At 43.3% G+C, this 15,322-nt stretch carries 14 protein-coding genes; 10 read left to right on the top strand and 4 right to left on the bottom strand.

All coding sequences use genetic code 11. From position 1 onward, the window contains the following. Positions 1-29 precede the first annotated feature (29 nt). From DWX33_RS02725 to DWX33_RS02740, 4 genes are all read left to right on the top strand, one after another. Positions 30-1,052 carry a virulence RhuM family protein gene (locus DWX33_RS02725; protein WP_122379797.1) on the top strand — a complete coding sequence of 341 codons (1,023 nt, stop codon included), beginning with the start codon at positions 30-32 and terminating at the stop codon, positions 1,050-1,052. A gap of 720 nt (positions 1,053-1,772) precedes the next feature. After that, the gene (locus tag DWX33_RS02730) at positions 1,773-3,320 is read left to right on the top strand and encodes an arylsulfatase (RefSeq protein WP_122379798.1); all 1,548 of its coding nucleotides are present in this window, start codon (positions 1,773-1,775) and stop codon (positions 3,318-3,320) included. Positions 3,321-3,631: 311 nt separating this feature from the next. Continuing rightward, positions 3,632-4,291 carry a LysE family translocator gene (locus tag DWX33_RS02735; protein WP_122379799.1) on the top strand — a complete coding sequence of 220 codons (660 nt, stop codon included), beginning with the start codon at positions 3,632-3,634 and terminating at the stop codon, positions 4,289-4,291. Position 4,292: 1 nt separating this feature from the next. Then, positions 4,293-4,934 carry a carbohydrate-binding family 9-like protein gene (locus DWX33_RS02740; protein ID WP_005861151.1) on the top strand — a complete coding sequence of 214 codons (642 nt, stop codon included), beginning with the start codon at positions 4,293-4,295 and terminating at the stop codon, positions 4,932-4,934. A gap of 55 nt (positions 4,935-4,989) precedes the next feature. On the opposite strand, the gene DWX33_RS02745 is transcribed toward DWX33_RS02740, so the two are convergent. Continuing rightward, entirely contained in the window at positions 4,990-5,397 is a 408-nt protein-coding gene (locus DWX33_RS02745; protein ID WP_022192544.1) for a DUF6249 domain-containing protein, read from the bottom strand. A gap of 149 nt (positions 5,398-5,546) precedes the next feature. Between DWX33_RS02745 and DWX33_RS02750 the strand changes: the two genes are divergently transcribed. Both DWX33_RS02750 and DWX33_RS02755 read left to right on the top strand, forming a co-directional pair. After that, positions 5,547-6,104: an RNA polymerase sigma factor gene (locus DWX33_RS02750; protein ID WP_036615402.1), complete on the top strand. Its 558-nt coding sequence runs from the start codon at positions 5,547-5,549 to the stop codon at positions 6,102-6,104. Beyond that, positions 6,097-6,453: a hypothetical protein gene (locus DWX33_RS02755; RefSeq protein ID WP_005866723.1), complete on the top strand. Its 357-nt coding sequence runs from the start codon at positions 6,097-6,099 to the stop codon at positions 6,451-6,453. The genes DWX33_RS02750 and DWX33_RS02755 overlap by 8 nt, the downstream gene beginning before the upstream one ends. Here the strand turns inward: DWX33_RS02755 and DWX33_RS02760 are convergent. Together DWX33_RS02760 and DWX33_RS22700 are read right to left on the bottom strand one after the other, a co-directional pair. Beyond that, entirely contained in the window at positions 6,398-8,539 is a 2,142-nt protein-coding gene (locus DWX33_RS02760; RefSeq protein WP_122379800.1) for a sensor histidine kinase KdpD, read from the bottom strand. The genes DWX33_RS02755 and DWX33_RS02760 overlap by 56 nt on opposite strands. Then, on the bottom strand, positions 8,536-10,623 hold the full coding sequence (locus tag DWX33_RS22700; protein WP_233570105.1) for a HAMP domain-containing sensor histidine kinase: 2,088 nt from the start codon (positions 10,621-10,623) through the stop codon (positions 8,536-8,538). Before DWX33_RS22700 ends, DWX33_RS02760 begins: the two co-directional genes overlap by 4 nt. A 217-nt stretch (positions 10,624-10,840) precedes the next feature. On the opposite strand from DWX33_RS22700, the gene rpsA reads away from it, so the two are divergent. Further along, positions 10,841-12,631: a 30S ribosomal protein S1 gene (gene rpsA / locus DWX33_RS02775; RefSeq protein ID WP_005861137.1), complete on the top strand. Its 1,791-nt coding sequence runs from the start codon at positions 10,841-10,843 to the stop codon at positions 12,629-12,631. Between the two features lie 82 nt (positions 12,632-12,713). On the opposite strand, the gene DWX33_RS02780 is transcribed toward rpsA, so the two are convergent. Then, on the bottom strand, positions 12,714-12,956 hold the full coding sequence (locus tag DWX33_RS02780) for a hypothetical protein (RefSeq protein WP_005861135.1): 243 nt from the start codon (positions 12,954-12,956) through the stop codon (positions 12,714-12,716). Between the two features lie 178 nt (positions 12,957-13,134). On the opposite strand from DWX33_RS02780, the gene DWX33_RS02785 reads away from it, so the two are divergent. The 3 genes from DWX33_RS02785 to DWX33_RS02795 all read left to right on the top strand — a co-directional run bounded on the left by DWX33_RS02785 (position 13,135) and on the right by DWX33_RS02795 (position 15,320). Further along, positions 13,135-13,782, top strand: coding sequence for an HAD family hydrolase (locus DWX33_RS02785; protein ID WP_036615292.1), 648 nt, complete (start codon positions 13,135-13,137; stop codon positions 13,780-13,782). 345 nt (positions 13,783-14,127) lie between these two features. Beyond that, complete coding sequence (locus DWX33_RS02790; protein WP_005866714.1) at positions 14,128-15,048, top strand: helix-turn-helix domain-containing protein; 921 nt, start codon at positions 14,128-14,130, stop codon at positions 15,046-15,048. Next, entirely contained in the window at positions 15,045-15,320 is a 276-nt protein-coding gene (locus DWX33_RS02795; protein ID WP_005866712.1) for an HU family DNA-binding protein, read from the top strand. The genes DWX33_RS02790 and DWX33_RS02795 overlap by 4 nt, the downstream gene beginning before the upstream one ends. The last annotated feature ends 2 nt before the right edge of the window (positions 15,321-15,322 follow it).

Raw genomic sequence — 15,322 nt, forward strand, 5'->3', positions numbered from 1 at the left:
AAGGGTAATTCCAATATTTAGAAGTATACATGGAACAACAAAATGAAATTATCATATATCAGTCTCAGGATGGTACGATAAAAGTCGATGTACTATTCTCGGAGGAGACGGTTTGGCTGACGCAGACACAGATTGGGTCTCTGTTTGGAAAGGCTAAATCTACTATAAGTGAGCATATCAAAAACATCTTCGAGGAAGGAGAGCTGAATGAGAATATGGTTGTTCGGAAATTCCGAACAACCACTCAGCATGGTGCGATTGAAGATAAGACACAGAGCCACGAGGTTAATTATTACAACTTGGATGTAATAATCTCAGTCGGCTACAGGGTGAAATCTATGCAAGGTACACAGTTCCGTATCTGGGCAACGCAACGTTTGAGGGATTATATCATCAAAGGATTTACTCTGAACGATGAGCGATTCAAGAGCGGCTCATCCATGAACTACTTCCGAGAACTGTTAGACAGGATTCGAGAGATTCGCTTGTCTGAACGGCTCTTCTATCAACAAATCAAGGATATTTACGCCACTAGTATTGATTATGACCCGTCCGATGAAATGACCCTTGCCTTTTACAAAGAGATACAAAACAAACTTCTTTGGGCGGTTAGTGGTAAAACTGCAGCGGAATTGATCTATTATCGGGCAAATGCCGCATTGCCGCAAATGGGACTGACATCAACATCTCTGCCTAACAAGGTTCGTAAAGCAGATGTGGAAATTGGGAAGAACTACCTGAATGAGGAGGAAATTGGGATTTTGAAATTAATCGTAGAACAATTCCTCGCTTATGCAGAGACTCAAGCAATACAACACAAACCAATGTATATGCGGGATTGGATTGAGAAACTGAAGCAGGTGCTTACGATGAATGACAAAAATATACTGGAACACGCTGGGTCCATTTCTCATAAATTGGCACTGCAAAAAGCCGCTGATGAGTATGACAAATACAAGGAGGTTCAAAAACAGTTGGAGCGATTGGAAAGCATCAAAGAGTTGGAGAAAGATATTCAAAAACTGAATACAAATAAGAGAAAAAAGAAATAGTCTAAATCTTAAATTATAGCAGAGACAGAAAAGGATTCTTGGTCTCTGTTATAATACTTCTGAATATTTTGGTTATTAACAAAATCTCTTCTATATTTGCATAGAGTGTGTTTGAATGTAAGCAAAGCATAGATTATTAGTGCAACTTGACTTTCACCAAATCATTACCAACAACTTATTACTTCTCAATTACAACCTGTCAGTCAAATAAATACAAGAAATTTTCTTATAGGTAGCAAAGATAGCTATAATCAATGAGATTATATCCTTTTTGATGAACCATTTACAAAGATGAAAAGCGGATTTTCTAATGAAAGAACACACTGTATTCCAAGACAAATTCAATACAATAAGTACATAAATGGAACGAATATATAAACAATTGAACATTAATGCTTTAAAAACGTGATTATCTTTTTCGCAAAACACGTACGTGTTTCTGTAAAAAGTCGTACATGTTTTTCGGGAAACACGTACGACTTTTTACAGCATCATACGATAAGGAGCAAGAGCGTACATGAAAATATACGATAAGCCCCCCTTTTAACCAGAACCAAAAAGCATTTCTTCCTAAGCTCCATCTCATAGATATTTTGGTGTGGTTACCCTTATTCTGAAATAATTTGGTTATTTTTGTATATAATTCAATTAATGTCCATAGAACATGCCATGAATAAGAAATCGCAGATACACAACAAGAACATCTAAATAATAAACAACATGAAATCAACACTTATCGTAGGGATCGGTGCCTCGCTTCTTACAGCCGGTATCGCAAAAGCCCAACAGAGACAAGACATTACACCTAGAACGCCAAACGTATTGTTCATCTACGCGGATGACTTGGGATATGGAGACTTGGAATGCTACGACGGCACACAAGTGAAAACCCCGAATATCAACCGGCTCGCCAAGAACGGTATCCGCTTCACCAACGCTCACGCGACCGCCTCTACCAGTACGCCCTCCCGATATTCCATGCTAACCGGAGAGTACGCATGGCGCCGCCCGGGAACGGACATCGCCGCGGGAAACGCCGGAATGATCATACGACCGGAGCGTTATACGATAGCCGATATGTTCAAGAACGCGGGATACGCCACGGCCGCTATCGGCAAATGGCACCTTGGCCTAGGAGACAAAGCGGGCGAGCAAGACTGGAACGCCCCACTCCCCACCGCCCTTGGCGATCTGGGATTTGATTATTCCTATATCATGGCGGCGACGGCAGACCGCGTACCCTGCGTATTCATCGAGAACGGGCAGGTGGCGAACTACGATCCGGATGCCCCGATCTATGTCAGTTACCAGAAGAACTTTCCCGGAGAGCCGACCGGAAAAGATAATCCGGAATTATTATACAACCAGAAGCCTAGTTTCGGGCACGACCAATCCATCGTAAACGGAATCAGCCGTATCGGTTACATGAAAGGTGGCGGCAAGGCGCTTTGGAAAGACGAGAATATCGCCGATTCTATCGTGACACACGCCATCGATTTTATTAAGGAGAATAAAGAGAAGCCTTTCTTCATGTATTTCGCCACGAACGACGTGCATGTACCCCGCTTCCCGCACGACCGTTTCCGGGGAAAGAACCCGATGGGCGTGAGGGGCGACGCTATCGAGCAATTCGACTGGAGCGTAGGCCAATTGATGAAAACATTGGATGAGATGGGATTGACGGAAAACACCTTGATCATCTTGTCAAGCGACAACGGACCTGTCGTAGACGATGGTTACGCGGACCGGGCCGTGGAGCTATTAGGCGATCATAAACCCGCCGGACCGCTTAGAGGTAATAAATACAGTGCCTTCGAAGGGGGAACGCGTATCTCGGCTATCGTACATTGGCCAAAGGAGATCAAGCAAGCCGCCGTATCAGATGCGCTAGTGAGCCAGATCGACTGGTTCGCCTCCCTTGCCTCACTGACGAATTCCCGTCTTCCGGAAGGAAGCGCGCCGGATAGCTATGATTATCTGGATACTTGGATCGGGAAAAGCAAGGAAGACCGCCCGTGGGTAATCGAGCAAGCGCTTAATAAGGCACTTTCCGTCCGTACGAAAGATTGGAAATATATCGAGCCGAGCGTAGGTTCCGCTATCATGGAATATGAGAAGATTGAGACCGGATATTCCCCCGAGCCTCAGTTATACGACATGACGAAGGTCTACGAGGAAGGAAACAAGGCCTTGCAACATCCGGAGATCGTTTTCCAATTGCAGGGAATCTTAAAAGGAGTTCGGGATCACACAATCAAGGCTAAATAATGGAAAGAAGAAACTTCATTAAGTCATCCCTCGGAATCGGTCTGGGTGCGACACTTCCGGGGATGACGCAGCCTATCAGAATAAGTTGTCCGAACTACGCGAGGCGATGGCAGAACACCTGTCCGAGCGAGGAGACTCATTCGTGAAAGACGGTAAATTGATGACTCTCGATACGACCCTATTGTACAGTCCCAATCTCCCGAAATAAGGGACGAGCGAGCCTCGTCCCTACAGTCTCTTACGTTTTTTACCTTTTTTTTATCGCAGAATGGATGTATCTTTGCCCGAGAAACTAGAAGAGACTCAACTTAATGCTAGGAATCGTTAGTAAAGGAATCATTATAGGCGTATTGGTTTCGGCCCCCATGGGCCCCATCGGTATGCTCTGTATACAAAGAACACTAAATAAAGGACGTTGGCACGGGTTCGTCACCGGATTAGGGGCCGCACTATCCGACGTGATTTATGCGGCACTGACTTGTCTGGGCATGGGAGTTGTGGTCAATTTCGTGGAAGCGAACCAAGCGCCCCTGCAATTGATCGGAAGTATCGTTCTCGGCATTTTCGGGTATTATATCTTCCAAAGCAACCCGGTACGGAACCTAAAGAAACAACGGGAAAAAAAATTATCCTTCACGCAAGACTTTATTACAGCTTTTCTACTTACCTTTAGCAACGTGTTAATCGTCTTGCTCTATATCGGATTATTCGCCCGGTTTGGTTTCGTGCTGCCTGAACATTCGTTTTGGCTGCTGGTATTGGGCATTGTTTGCATAGGGTTAGGGGCCGTTCTTTGGTGGTTCGGCATAACATATATTATTGGAAAACTGAGAAAATGGTTCAACGTTAGAGGCATTTGGTTACTGAACCGGATCGTGGGCTCTGTCATTATCGTATTGTCTATTATCGGTGCCCTATCGGTTTTATTGACCTCCTACTTACAATGGCCTTTACTTCAAATCTATAGTTAAAATGAAAAGACTGAAAGTTCCTGTTATCCCCGTTCTGGATGTACTCGATATAACATCCATAGAACCGATTCTTGAGGTGCAATCCCAACGTGAGTTCCTCACCCATGCCAATTGGCATGAGTATCCATATAAGCCGATCACCGCTTTTAATATAGCTCGGACAGAGAAAAATCTATATATACGATATAGCGTGCAGGGTAATTCGCTAAAGGCGTCTTATGAGATGGACAATTCCTCGGTCCATAAGGATAGTTGCGTGGAGTTTTTCATGAAAAAGGAAGGTGACTCGCATTATATGAATTTCGAGTTTAATTGTATCGGGACTTGCGATGCCGCCCGCCGTACCTCACGGGATATCAAGACGTCGCTTTCGCAAGAAGAGTATAAAAGCATCATAAGACTCCCATCCGTGAGAAGAAGGGCATTCGAGGAGATTAAAGGTATTCATACATGGAACTTGATCGTAGTCATACCACTCAAGTTGATGGGGTTAGATCCTAGTAATCTGCCGGAGAAAATACTAGGGAACTTCTATAAATGCGCCGATGAGACAATGAATCCGCATTTCGTAAGTTGGAGTCCGATCGACCTTCCCGAGCCTAATTTCCATTGTCCTGAATTCTTCGGGGAGATCTACCTGTAGTATAGACGTAGCGTGCTGCATGCAGCACGCTACGTCTATACAGGCAAGCCTATGGCTATTTATTATTCTTACCTAGTTTCAGCTCAATGACGAAGGCTATTATCAAGCCGATTCCCCCGAACAAAAGAACCGAAGCCCCATAAGCCGTACCCGCTACCTCATGCCTGTACCAACCATCATCATAATAAGAATTTGTCGCCATACACATATTAATAATAAAGCCTACCAACAAACCTAATCCGATTCCCGCCAAAAGGCACCCGGCCTTTAAGCTACTGAACGAGAAGTTTCGCATGTAGTTAGGCAGTCCCAATTTGCCATCGAAAGCAGAGGCATCCAGTTTATCACCGATCTTCTCGATAATCGCCAAACGTTCTCTCCTACGAACAAACAACTCAAATAATCCGTAAATACCTGCACAAACGATTCCGACAACTAGCGGAACAGAAATAAAATCCATCATAACTGTATAATTTTAATTGATTCATTCATCTTGTTTGCTAATTTGACGCAACAGTTTCCCATAGGTTACACCTCCGGGCTGAAAAATATTTTTTATTTTTGTTACCGCAAGTTGTAACCTATTTGCCCGGCTTGCGTCCATTAAGTACAATGGAATTGTATACCGATACATATTACATACAAAGGATACAAGCAGGGGACGTGGCATGTTTCGCTTGCCTTTTGGACAAGTATAGCCGTCCGATTCACTCGTTGATCCTCAAAGTGGTACGAAGCCAAGAGGAGGCTGAGGAGTTGGCGCAAGATACGTTTATGAAGGTATTCAAAAACCTAGCCTCATTCAAAGGGGATTGTAGTTTCTCCACATGGATTTACCGGATTGCCTATAACACGGCGATATCATCGGTCAGGAAGAAGAGATATGAGTTTCTAGCGATTGAGGAGACTACACTTGAAAACGTATCGGAGGAGGAGGTCACGAACCTGTTCGGACAAACCGAATCCACGGAACAGGTTCAAAGATTGGAAGTCGCCCTTGAACAACTTCTACCGGACGAACGGGCCTTGATCTTGCTCTTTTATTGGAAAGAAAAGACAATAGAAGAACTGGTCTCTATCACCGGCTTGACCGCCTCGAATATTAAAGTCAAGCTACATCGCATCCGAAAAAAATTGTTTGTATTATTAAAAGGAATGGATCATGAGTAAGATAAACACAAATAAGGAACAACCCGATTTATTGGGGGATTTATTCAAACGCATACCGGAGGAGGAGCTTCCCGCCTCGTTCCGTTCGAACGTAATGCGACAAATCATGCTTGAGTCCGCAAAGGCGAAGAAACGTGACGAACGGTTCAGCCTGTTAGCGGCGATCGTGGCCTCGCTTATCATGATTTCCCTTGCGATCGTATCTTTCGTATATATGGAGATACCCAAGATAGCCGTCCCCACGATAAGCACATCGGCCTTGGCTTTCTATTTATACATAGGGGCCATCACGCTCATACTTCTATTGGCGGATTATAAATTGAGGAATCTATTTCACAAGAAAGGATAAGCACGAAGCGAGCTCCGTCCGTATACGAGGAATCTATGGACAAGGAACCATTCAGCCGCTCGGCGATCAAAAGACAGATAGAAAGCCCTAAACCCGCACCGGGTTTGTAATCATCCAGCTTCTCAAAGCGATTGAATACCGCAGCTTGTTTTTCAAGGGGAATACCGGCACCCGTATCCGTAACGGCTATGCATACCTTTTCCCGATCCGGCGCAAGTTGGAACGATAGGTTAATCTCACCTTTCTCCGTAAATTTAGCGGCGTTTGTCAACAGGTTTGTCAACAGTTGTTGCAGGCGCAGATTATCTACATGTACCACGATTGGTTCCCCAGCGGGAGAAAAAGTCAATTTAACCCTATCCGGCATCCGGTAGCGCACACTCTCCAATGCCATTTGGCAACACTCCAAAAGCGGATAATCCTTGATATTGAAATGAAGGTCTCCGGTCTCCATCCGGGATAAATCCAATACGTCGTTTACCAGATTCAACATCAAATCCGTATTATTCCGGATGATAGACGAATATTCCTCCCGCTCTTTCGCATCGGTAGAAGGTTCCACCAGCAAACTGGAGAAACCTACGATCGCATTTAACGGGGTCCGGATCTCATGGCTCATATTAGCGAGAAAAGCACTTTTCATCAGGCTGGCCTCTTCCGCACGGGTTTTCTCCTTCATCAATCGTCTTTGGGATTCCAAAAGCAAGTCTTTCTCTCGCTGTAATTGGTTTTTCAAGGATCGTAGATGGCGGTAGTATAAAAACGAGATATAGAGGAGGATCGATAACACGACCGATATGGATAGGATAAAGATCAACAAATCTTGTTTCCGGGCGATACGTTGCCCGGCCTCCTCCAACTCTGTTTCTTTCAATTCCTTTTCGTGCAACTCATGCAAGGCCCGCAATTGATTTACCTGCCGAAGAAAAGAAGTTCCCCGCCTTTTCGTCAGCGTTCTATAAAGTTCATCATATAGAGCCATAACCTCCTCGAGTCGGCCCTGCTCCTTTAAGATATCCGCCTTGAACTGAATATCTTCGGGTAATCGCTCTGTCTCCAACACTTCATTTATATAACGCAGTGCCAACGGGATATCTCCAGCCGCCTTATAATAACGAGCCTTAACCGCTAGATAAGTATTGATCGCATAGTCCTCCTCTACCAAACTATTGCCGACATAGGAAGAGGCTTTATCCAACGCTTTCTTGGCATTTGCCAAATTTCCTTTCGAAAGATAAAAGCTCGTGTAAAAAGAATAAAGCAGCCAATACTCCCGCTCTAGTAGCAAAACATCACCTTTTTCTTGATTAATCTCATATTGCTCATCCAGCAGGGCTTTATATTGTTCCAAGATTCGTTCCGTCAACGTATATTGTTTCGTTCGGACACTACTTTCCAATTGATAAGAAGTTAACCGGATTTTAGTATCCATGATATCGGGAACATCTTTTATATCCTTCAATAAATCCAAACCTTCCTGAAAAGAGACTACGGCATCGCTATCCCTACGGATACGTTGGTAAATCAGCCCTAAAGTCTCCGAACAGCGAAGCAAGCCGTATTTATGATTCAGATTGCTCGCCAACCGATACAGATCCATCGCCTCACTCATTGCCAACTCATAATTCCCTAGCCAAAGGAGATCTTGACTGGAATAACTCTTCACCTCAAACAAGACATACGGATATTCATGGCGGGCCTTCGCCATAGAATCTACGATATTACAGCAATAGACCAAACTATCACGCTTAGACTGATTGTAATAATACTCGGCCATACCTTTCAATCCTCTATATGCGATAGATATGGAATCCACCGCCATTGCGTTCTCATAAAGACGTTGATAATAATCTTTCATTTTGGGCTCTTGCCGATAAAGCAAAGCCAACCGCTGCAATATGGGTAAAGTAGACGCTATCGTCGGGCAGCCCGGTAATACCTTCTCCAAGCTGTCGATCTCTGTTAAACGATCCTTGCCGGGAGGAGGCGTGGAAGATTTCATCGAGCCGCAAAATACAAGGGAGATCATAATAACCACCCCTATACGTATGGATATCCCGTTATCGAATAGATTCATCAGCCTCATATAGGGGTTTCAATTAAATTCGTTGGATGTATAAAGACAAACCGGGCACCGCCCTTATAAGAGACATCTACGGATAAAGAACCTTTAAGCTGTTCCGAGATGATCTGGCAAACAGAAAGTCCCAAACCGGTACCTTGAACAAAGTCGTCTAATTTCTCAAAACGCTCGAATATCTTCTTACACTTATCCTCAGGGATTCCACAGCCCGTATCCGTAACGAAGAAACGAACCTCACCTTTGCTCTCATCCACGGCAAATGAGAGATTAATCTCTCCCTCGGAAGTGAATTTAGCGGCATTCGACAACAAATTTGTCAACAACTGCTGCAAACGCAAGGCATCCGTATTCAAGGTATAAGATTCAAGCGAGGGAGTAAACGTCAATCGGACCCCGGGCTTCACCCGATGGCGAATCGAATCCAACGCCCTCTGGCAACAGGCGACCAGATCGTTTGGCTTCACGCTGAACTTGATCTTGCCGGATTCCAAACGGGATAAATCCAGGACATCGTTCACCAGATTCAATAGCAGCTCGGAACTATGGTTCACCTCCCCGGCAAACCGGATCTTCTCCTCCTCGCTATACTCGCTACTCGCCAATAATTCCGAGAACCCGACAATGGCGTTCAACGGCGTACGCACCTCATGGCTGATATTGGCGATAAAGGCGCTTTTCTTCTTGTTCGCCGCCTCCGCCTCTTTCGTCACGACCCGCAGTTGCTTCTCCGAAGCGATCAAGGAGTCTTTCTCCTGAAGCAACTCATTTCTCAACCTCTTAGTATGCATATAAATACGCCACAACATATAGAGTAGGCCCATCAAGACCAATAGAAGACCGATAGATACGACAATCTGCTTCTGCTTCAAAGCTTCTTGCTCCGATTTCAGCTTCAACTCCCGATCTTGCTTTTCCAGGTCATTCAAGTCATTCAATACACGGAGTTGCTCGATTTGCCGGTCGAAGGCATCCGTGTTGATCGTCTCCGTCTTATTGATGATCTCCTCATAGATAGTGACCGCCTCTTGCAATTGGCCGGATGATTGCAATATCGCTTTCTTCATCTCCAACTTATCCAGATCACGATTGATCTTTAAAGCCAGATTGACAGCGGACAACGCATGCCTATAATCTTTCTCCTTCCAATAATAAAATGATTTTGTCCGGAGATATTGAGCCTCCACCCTATTCCCAAAAGAACTATCCAAATAAGCGGTCGCCTGATCCAAATACGCCTGTGCCTTTCCCGAATTCCCTTTCATGGTATACAGCTCGCAATAATAGCAACTCATCAAGCAACGATGACGTTTTACCGGAAAAATCTTTCCCTCCCCATTATACTTCCTTTCCAAGGAATCCAATAAATGATCATACTGTTTCAAGAGCGCCTCCGACTCGGACAAACGTCCTAATAGCAGGGTAGATTCCAACATATTAGACAAATACATAATCCGGAAAGCAGGATTCGCCTTCTCCCCTTTCAATAAGTGCAGGCCTTTCCCGAAGATCTCTACCGCGTCACTGTCTTTCTTAATCCGCTGGTACACCATCCCTAGATCGCGATAAGCCCGTAGCAGGCCGTAATCGTTCTTACTTTCCCGGGCCAAATCCAGATATTGCATGGCCTTGTCCATAGCCAGCTCATAATTGCCGGACCATAGATAATCCTGACAAACCAAGCTACCGGATAAAAACAACCCTCTGGGACTCTCATGCCTTTTTGAGGCCAACGAATCCAATTGCCCCACCCAATATAATAGGCTATCCCTATTTTCTACATTATAATAATAACGACTCAAGCCAGCCATCGCATCGTATACGATCCCGATGGAATCCAAAGGCATCGCGATATCGATTATCTCTTTCAACGCTGGCACCTCCTCCGGCAATTGCCAGTACAAGCCGATTAATTCTTTAAGAAGGGGTATCTTACCCTGAGGTTTTTGGATACGTGATAAAGATTGGCGTATGCTATCCGCACGAAATTTACTCACGGCATTCTGCGCACTTGTGCCCACCGCAAACAAAATCCACACTATTCCTATAAAAGTATTGACGCTGGACTTTCTTAAAAATCCTCTACTCATTGATTTATCGCTTACAATTCGCAAACTTACAAAATAAATATCAATAAAAATCAACAGTTTTCCGTAATTACAGCCAACACGGCCCAAATGAATGTTTTTACCCCTCAAAACTCTTGTCAATCAGAAAAAAAGCATTACCTTTGCCCCGATTTTTGAGAGATGACAACATAAAGTCTAACTTACTAATTAAAACAAACTTAGTATTAACAATTAAAGAATGGAAAATTTAAAAAACATCCAGCCGGTTGAAGATTTCAACTGGGACGCTTTCGAGCAAGGCGAGACTTACACCGAAGTAAGCAAGGACGATCTTGTAAAAACGTATGACGAGACCCTGAACACGGTAAAAGACAAAGAAGTGGTTATGGGTACCGTTACTTCTATGAACAAACGTGAGGTTGTTGTAAACATCGGTTTCAAATCTGACGGTGTTGTTCCTATGTCCGAGTTCCGTTATAACCCGGATTTAAAGATTGGTGACGAGGTAGAGGTTTACATCGAGAGCCAAGAAGACAAAAAAGGACAATTGATCCTTTCACACAAGAAAGCACGCGCTACACGTTCTTGGGATCGTGTTAACGAGGCTCTTGAAAAAGACGAAATTATCAAAGGTTACATCAAATGTCGTACGAAGGGCGGTATGATTGTTGACGTATTCGGTATCGAAGCGTTCTTGCCGGGTTCTCAGATCGATGTGAAGCCGATCCGCGACTACGATGTATTTGTAGGTAAGACTATGGAATTCAAGATTGTTAAGATCAATCAAGAATTCAAGAATGTTGTTGTATCTCACAAGGCTCTTATCGAGGCTGAGTTGGAACAACAGAAGAAAGATATCATCTCCAAATTGGAGAAAGGACAGGTATTGGAAGGAACTGTCAAAAACATCACTTCTTACGGTGTATTCATCGACTTGGGTGGCGTAGACGGTTTGATCCACATCACAGACCTTTCTTGGGGACGTGTTTCTCATCCGGAAGAAATCGTTCAGCTTGACCAGAAGATCAATGTTGTTATCTTGGACTTCGACGACGAGAAGAAACGTATCGCTCTTGGCTTGAAGCAATTGACTCCGCACCCATGGGATGCTTTGGATACGAACTTGAAGGTTGGTGACAAGGTTAAGGGTAAAGTTGTCGTTATGGCTGACTATGGCGCATTCATCGAGATCGCTCCGGGCGTAGAAGGTTTGATCCACGTTTCAGAGATGTCTTGGACACAGCACTTGCGTTCCGCTCAAGACTTCATGAAGGTTGGTGACGAGATCGAGGCCGTAATCTTGACTTTGGATCGTGACGAGCGTAAGATGTCTCTTGGTATCAAGCAATTGAAGGCTGATCCTTGGGAAAACATCGAGGAGCGCTTCCCGGTAGGTTCTCGTCATGCGGCTAAGGTTCGTAACTTCACAAACTTCGGTGTATTCGTAGAAATCGAGGAAGGTGTTGACGGCTTGATCCACATCTCTGACTTGTCTTGGACGAAGAAGATCAAACATCCGTCTGAATTCACTCAGATCGGAGCAGAGATCGAGGTTCAAGTATTGGAAATCGATAAGGAAAACCGTCGCTTAAGCTTAGGCCACAAGCAATTGGAAGAGAATCCTTGGGATGTATTCGAGACAATCTTCACGGTTGGTTCTATCCACGAAGGTACAATCATCGAAGTATTGGATAAGGGTGCCGTTATCTCTTTGCCTTACGGCGTAGAAGGTTTCGCTACTCCGAAGCATCTTGTAAAAGAAGATGGTTCTCAAGCTCAAGTAGATGAGAAACTTTCATTCAAGGTAATCGAGTTCAACAAGGAAGCTAAACGTATCATCCTTTCTCACAGCCGCATCTTTGAAGATGAGCAAAAAGGCGCTAAGGCAACTTCTGAAAAGAAGGCATCCTCAAAACGTGGTGGTAAAAAAGAAGAGGAATCTGGAATGGTAACCGGTCCGGTTGAAAAGACTACATTAGGTGACATCGAGGAATTGGCTGCTTTGAAAGAAAAACTTTCTGGTAAGTAATTGATTCTTCTTTGAGATATAATAAAAGGAGATATCTGATTCAGGTATCTCCTTTTTCTATGTTATTCCTACTGCGGCTTATTTAAGAAAAGCATTCTTCCGTGACACGTGTCTCACATGGCTCGGAAATACCCAACAAATCATTGATCTCCTTTCTTTTCTCTAAATCCGTAAAATAAGCCTCTACAACTTTATAAATATCAAAACCTCCCGTAGAACCGGCTGCCAAGTTTAGTGACTCGACTAATTTACCTGTAGCTTTATGAATCTCAGCTTGTTTCAGCAAATGAAATTCATTCCCGTGAATTAATTGATTCTTTCCCATGATGTTCCAATTTTAGGTTATACAATATATTACAAAGGATTTCTATTCCTGTCCTAAAGATACAAATATCTTATATATGACCTAATACTTTTATCTATTTTTAAATCGGTTCATCTATTTTATCAGTCGAAAGAGAAAGTATATCTCTACATTCCATTAATTTTGCCAGAAAACTAAAATGAAAAAGTTAGTAATATTCGATCTTGACGGAACATTATTAAATACGATCGCGGATTTAGCCCATAGCACGAACCATGCGTTGCGGCAAAACGGCTTTCCGACACATGACGTAAAGGAGTATAACTTCTTCGTAGGAAACGGCATCAACAAATTATTCGAACGTGCGTTACCCGAAGGTGAAAAGACGGAAGAGAATATACTAAAGGTAAGGGAAGAGTTCTTGAAGCATTACGATCTGCATAACACAGATCGCAGCGTTCCCTACCCCGGTATCCCTGAGTTATTAGCCTTGTTGCAGGAAAGAGGGATAAAACTGGCGGTCGCTTCTAATAAATATCAAGCCGCTACCCGTAAGCTCATCGCCCATTTCTTCCCTTCCATACAATTTACGGAGGTTCTCGGACAGCGTGAAGGAGTAAAGGCGAAGCCAGATCCCAGTATCGTCAATGAGATCGTAGAACGAGCGAGCATATCCAAAGAGTACGCTCTTTATGTCGGTGACTCGGACGTAGACATGCAAACCGCCATCAACAGCAAAGTGACCTCCTGTGGGGTAACATGGGGCTTTCGCCCTCGTACGGAATTAGAGAAATACGCACCCGATCATATAGCGGAAAAGGCAGAAGATATACTCAAGTTTATCTAAAAGACGACCTAAGCCTGTCGTGCGAGGCAATCCTTCCCGTTCTTGTCTCGCACGCTTGTCCTTAACCTGAATTACTAATATTTCCTAACACATATTCCATCCAGCTCGCACAGCCCTGAGAATACAAGTTATCCCTAACATCACCTCAACCGTATTTGCAAAAAAGTATTAGACCTACAAACAAAAACATCCAATAGCGGTTATTTTTCAAGGTATCATTTAAACCAAACTTTAAAAAACGCCAAAACGAGACCTATATTTCTGTAATATTATACCAAACAACCACTAGATAAATATAGTAAAAGACGAAGTTATAATTTTACATAAGAAACATAGACAAAAAGAATGTCGGGAAATATTAAAAAAATAGTTGAGCCGAATAGTGGTATTGATTATTCTTTGGAGAAGGACTTCAAGATCTTTACACTTTCCAAAGAACTCCCTATTACCACTTACCCTTCTTATATAAGATTAGGGATTGTCATCTATTGTGTAAAAGGAAACGCTAAAATTGATATCTATTCCAACAAGCACATTATAACCCCTAAAGAGCTCATCATCATCTTGCCGGGGCAATTGGTCGCATTAACGGACGTTAGCGTAGATTTCCAAATCAGATATTTCACGATCACGGAATCCTTTTATACTGATATATTAAGCGGTATCAGTCGTTTCTCGCCACATTTCTTTTTCTATATGAGGCAACATTACTATTTCAAGATGGAAGACGTGGAAACTCTTTCCTTTGTAGACTTCTTTGAATTACTTATAAGAAAAGCCGTCGATCCGGAAAACCAGTATCGAAGAGAGTCGGTTATACTCTTACTTCGCATATTATTCCTTGATATATATAACCATTATAAAGTCAATTCTTTAGACAGTACGGCAACGATAGATGTACACAAGAAAGAACTGACCCACAAATTCTTTCAATTGGTCATGAGTAATTACAAAGTGAACAGAAGCGTGACGTTCTACGCGAACTCTCTATGCATCACCCCTAAATACTTGACCATGGTTGTTAAGGAGGTAAGCGGCAAATCCGCCAAAGATTGGATTACGGAATATATGATCCTAGAATTAAAAGGATTACTCACCAACTCTACCTTGAATATCCAAGAGATTGTTGAGAAGACGCAGTTCTCGAACCAATCCTCGTTGGGACGCTTCTTTCGGAGGCACACGGGCTTATCGCCTTTGCAATACAGGAAAAAATATTTAACAACAGAGCAAAGAACAAACTTCTCAAAAAATAATACGATATGAATAAAAGTCAGCTAATCGAGGAATTATCGAAAAGAGTCGGTAATGACAAAGAAGAAATCCGGTACATATTGGAAGAACTGAATAACATCATCTTAGAGAAAACGAGAGCCGGAGAAAAGGTATGTATACAGGGTTTCGGTGTTTATACTCCCCGCTTGCAGACAAGCAGGTTGGCTAGAAACCCGAAAAGCGGAGAGACTTTAATGTTGATCCCCAGAACCATTGTCCATTTTAAGTGCGCGCCCAATTTGGTAAAAGAGATCAATAAATGAAA

This window comes from Parabacteroides sp. AF19-14, from assembly GCF_003635485.1.
GTDB lineage: Bacteria > Bacteroidota > Bacteroidia > Bacteroidales > Tannerellaceae > Parabacteroides > Parabacteroides distasonis.

Coding starts and splice junctions, on each gene's coding strand:
- DWX33_RS02725 (WP_122379797.1), top strand. CDS start 30: ATGGAACAACAAAATGAAATTATCATATATCAGTCTCAGGATGGTACG.
- DWX33_RS02730 (WP_122379798.1), top strand. CDS start 1,773: ATGAAATCAACACTTATCGTAGGGATCGGTGCCTCGCTTCTTACAGCC.
- DWX33_RS02735 (WP_122379799.1), top strand. CDS start 3,632: ATGCTAGGAATCGTTAGTAAAGGAATCATTATAGGCGTATTGGTTTCG.
- DWX33_RS02740 (WP_005861151.1), top strand. CDS start 4,293: ATGAAAAGACTGAAAGTTCCTGTTATCCCCGTTCTGGATGTACTCGAT.
- DWX33_RS02745 (WP_022192544.1), bottom strand. CDS start 5,397: ATGATGGATTTTATTTCTGTTCCGCTAGTTGTCGGAATCGTTTGTGCA.
- DWX33_RS02750 (WP_036615402.1), top strand. CDS start 5,547: ATGGAATTGTATACCGATACATATTACATACAAAGGATACAAGCAGGG.
- DWX33_RS02755 (WP_005866723.1), top strand. CDS start 6,097: ATGAGTAAGATAAACACAAATAAGGAACAACCCGATTTATTGGGGGAT.
- DWX33_RS02760 (WP_122379800.1), bottom strand. CDS start 8,539: ATGAGGCTGATGAATCTATTCGATAACGGGATATCCATACGTATAGGG.
- DWX33_RS22700 (WP_233570105.1), bottom strand. CDS start 10,623: ATGAGTAGAGGATTTTTAAGAAAGTCCAGCGTCAATACTTTTATAGGA.
- rpsA (WP_005861137.1), top strand. CDS start 10,841: ATGGAAAATTTAAAAAACATCCAGCCGGTTGAAGATTTCAACTGGGAC.
- DWX33_RS02780 (WP_005861135.1), bottom strand. CDS start 12,956: ATGGGAAAGAATCAATTAATTCACGGGAATGAATTTCATTTGCTGAAA.
- DWX33_RS02785 (WP_036615292.1), top strand. CDS start 13,135: ATGAAAAAGTTAGTAATATTCGATCTTGACGGAACATTATTAAATACG.
- DWX33_RS02790 (WP_005866714.1), top strand. CDS start 14,128: ATGTCGGGAAATATTAAAAAAATAGTTGAGCCGAATAGTGGTATTGAT.
- DWX33_RS02795 (WP_005866712.1), top strand. CDS start 15,045: ATGAATAAAAGTCAGCTAATCGAGGAATTATCGAAAAGAGTCGGTAAT.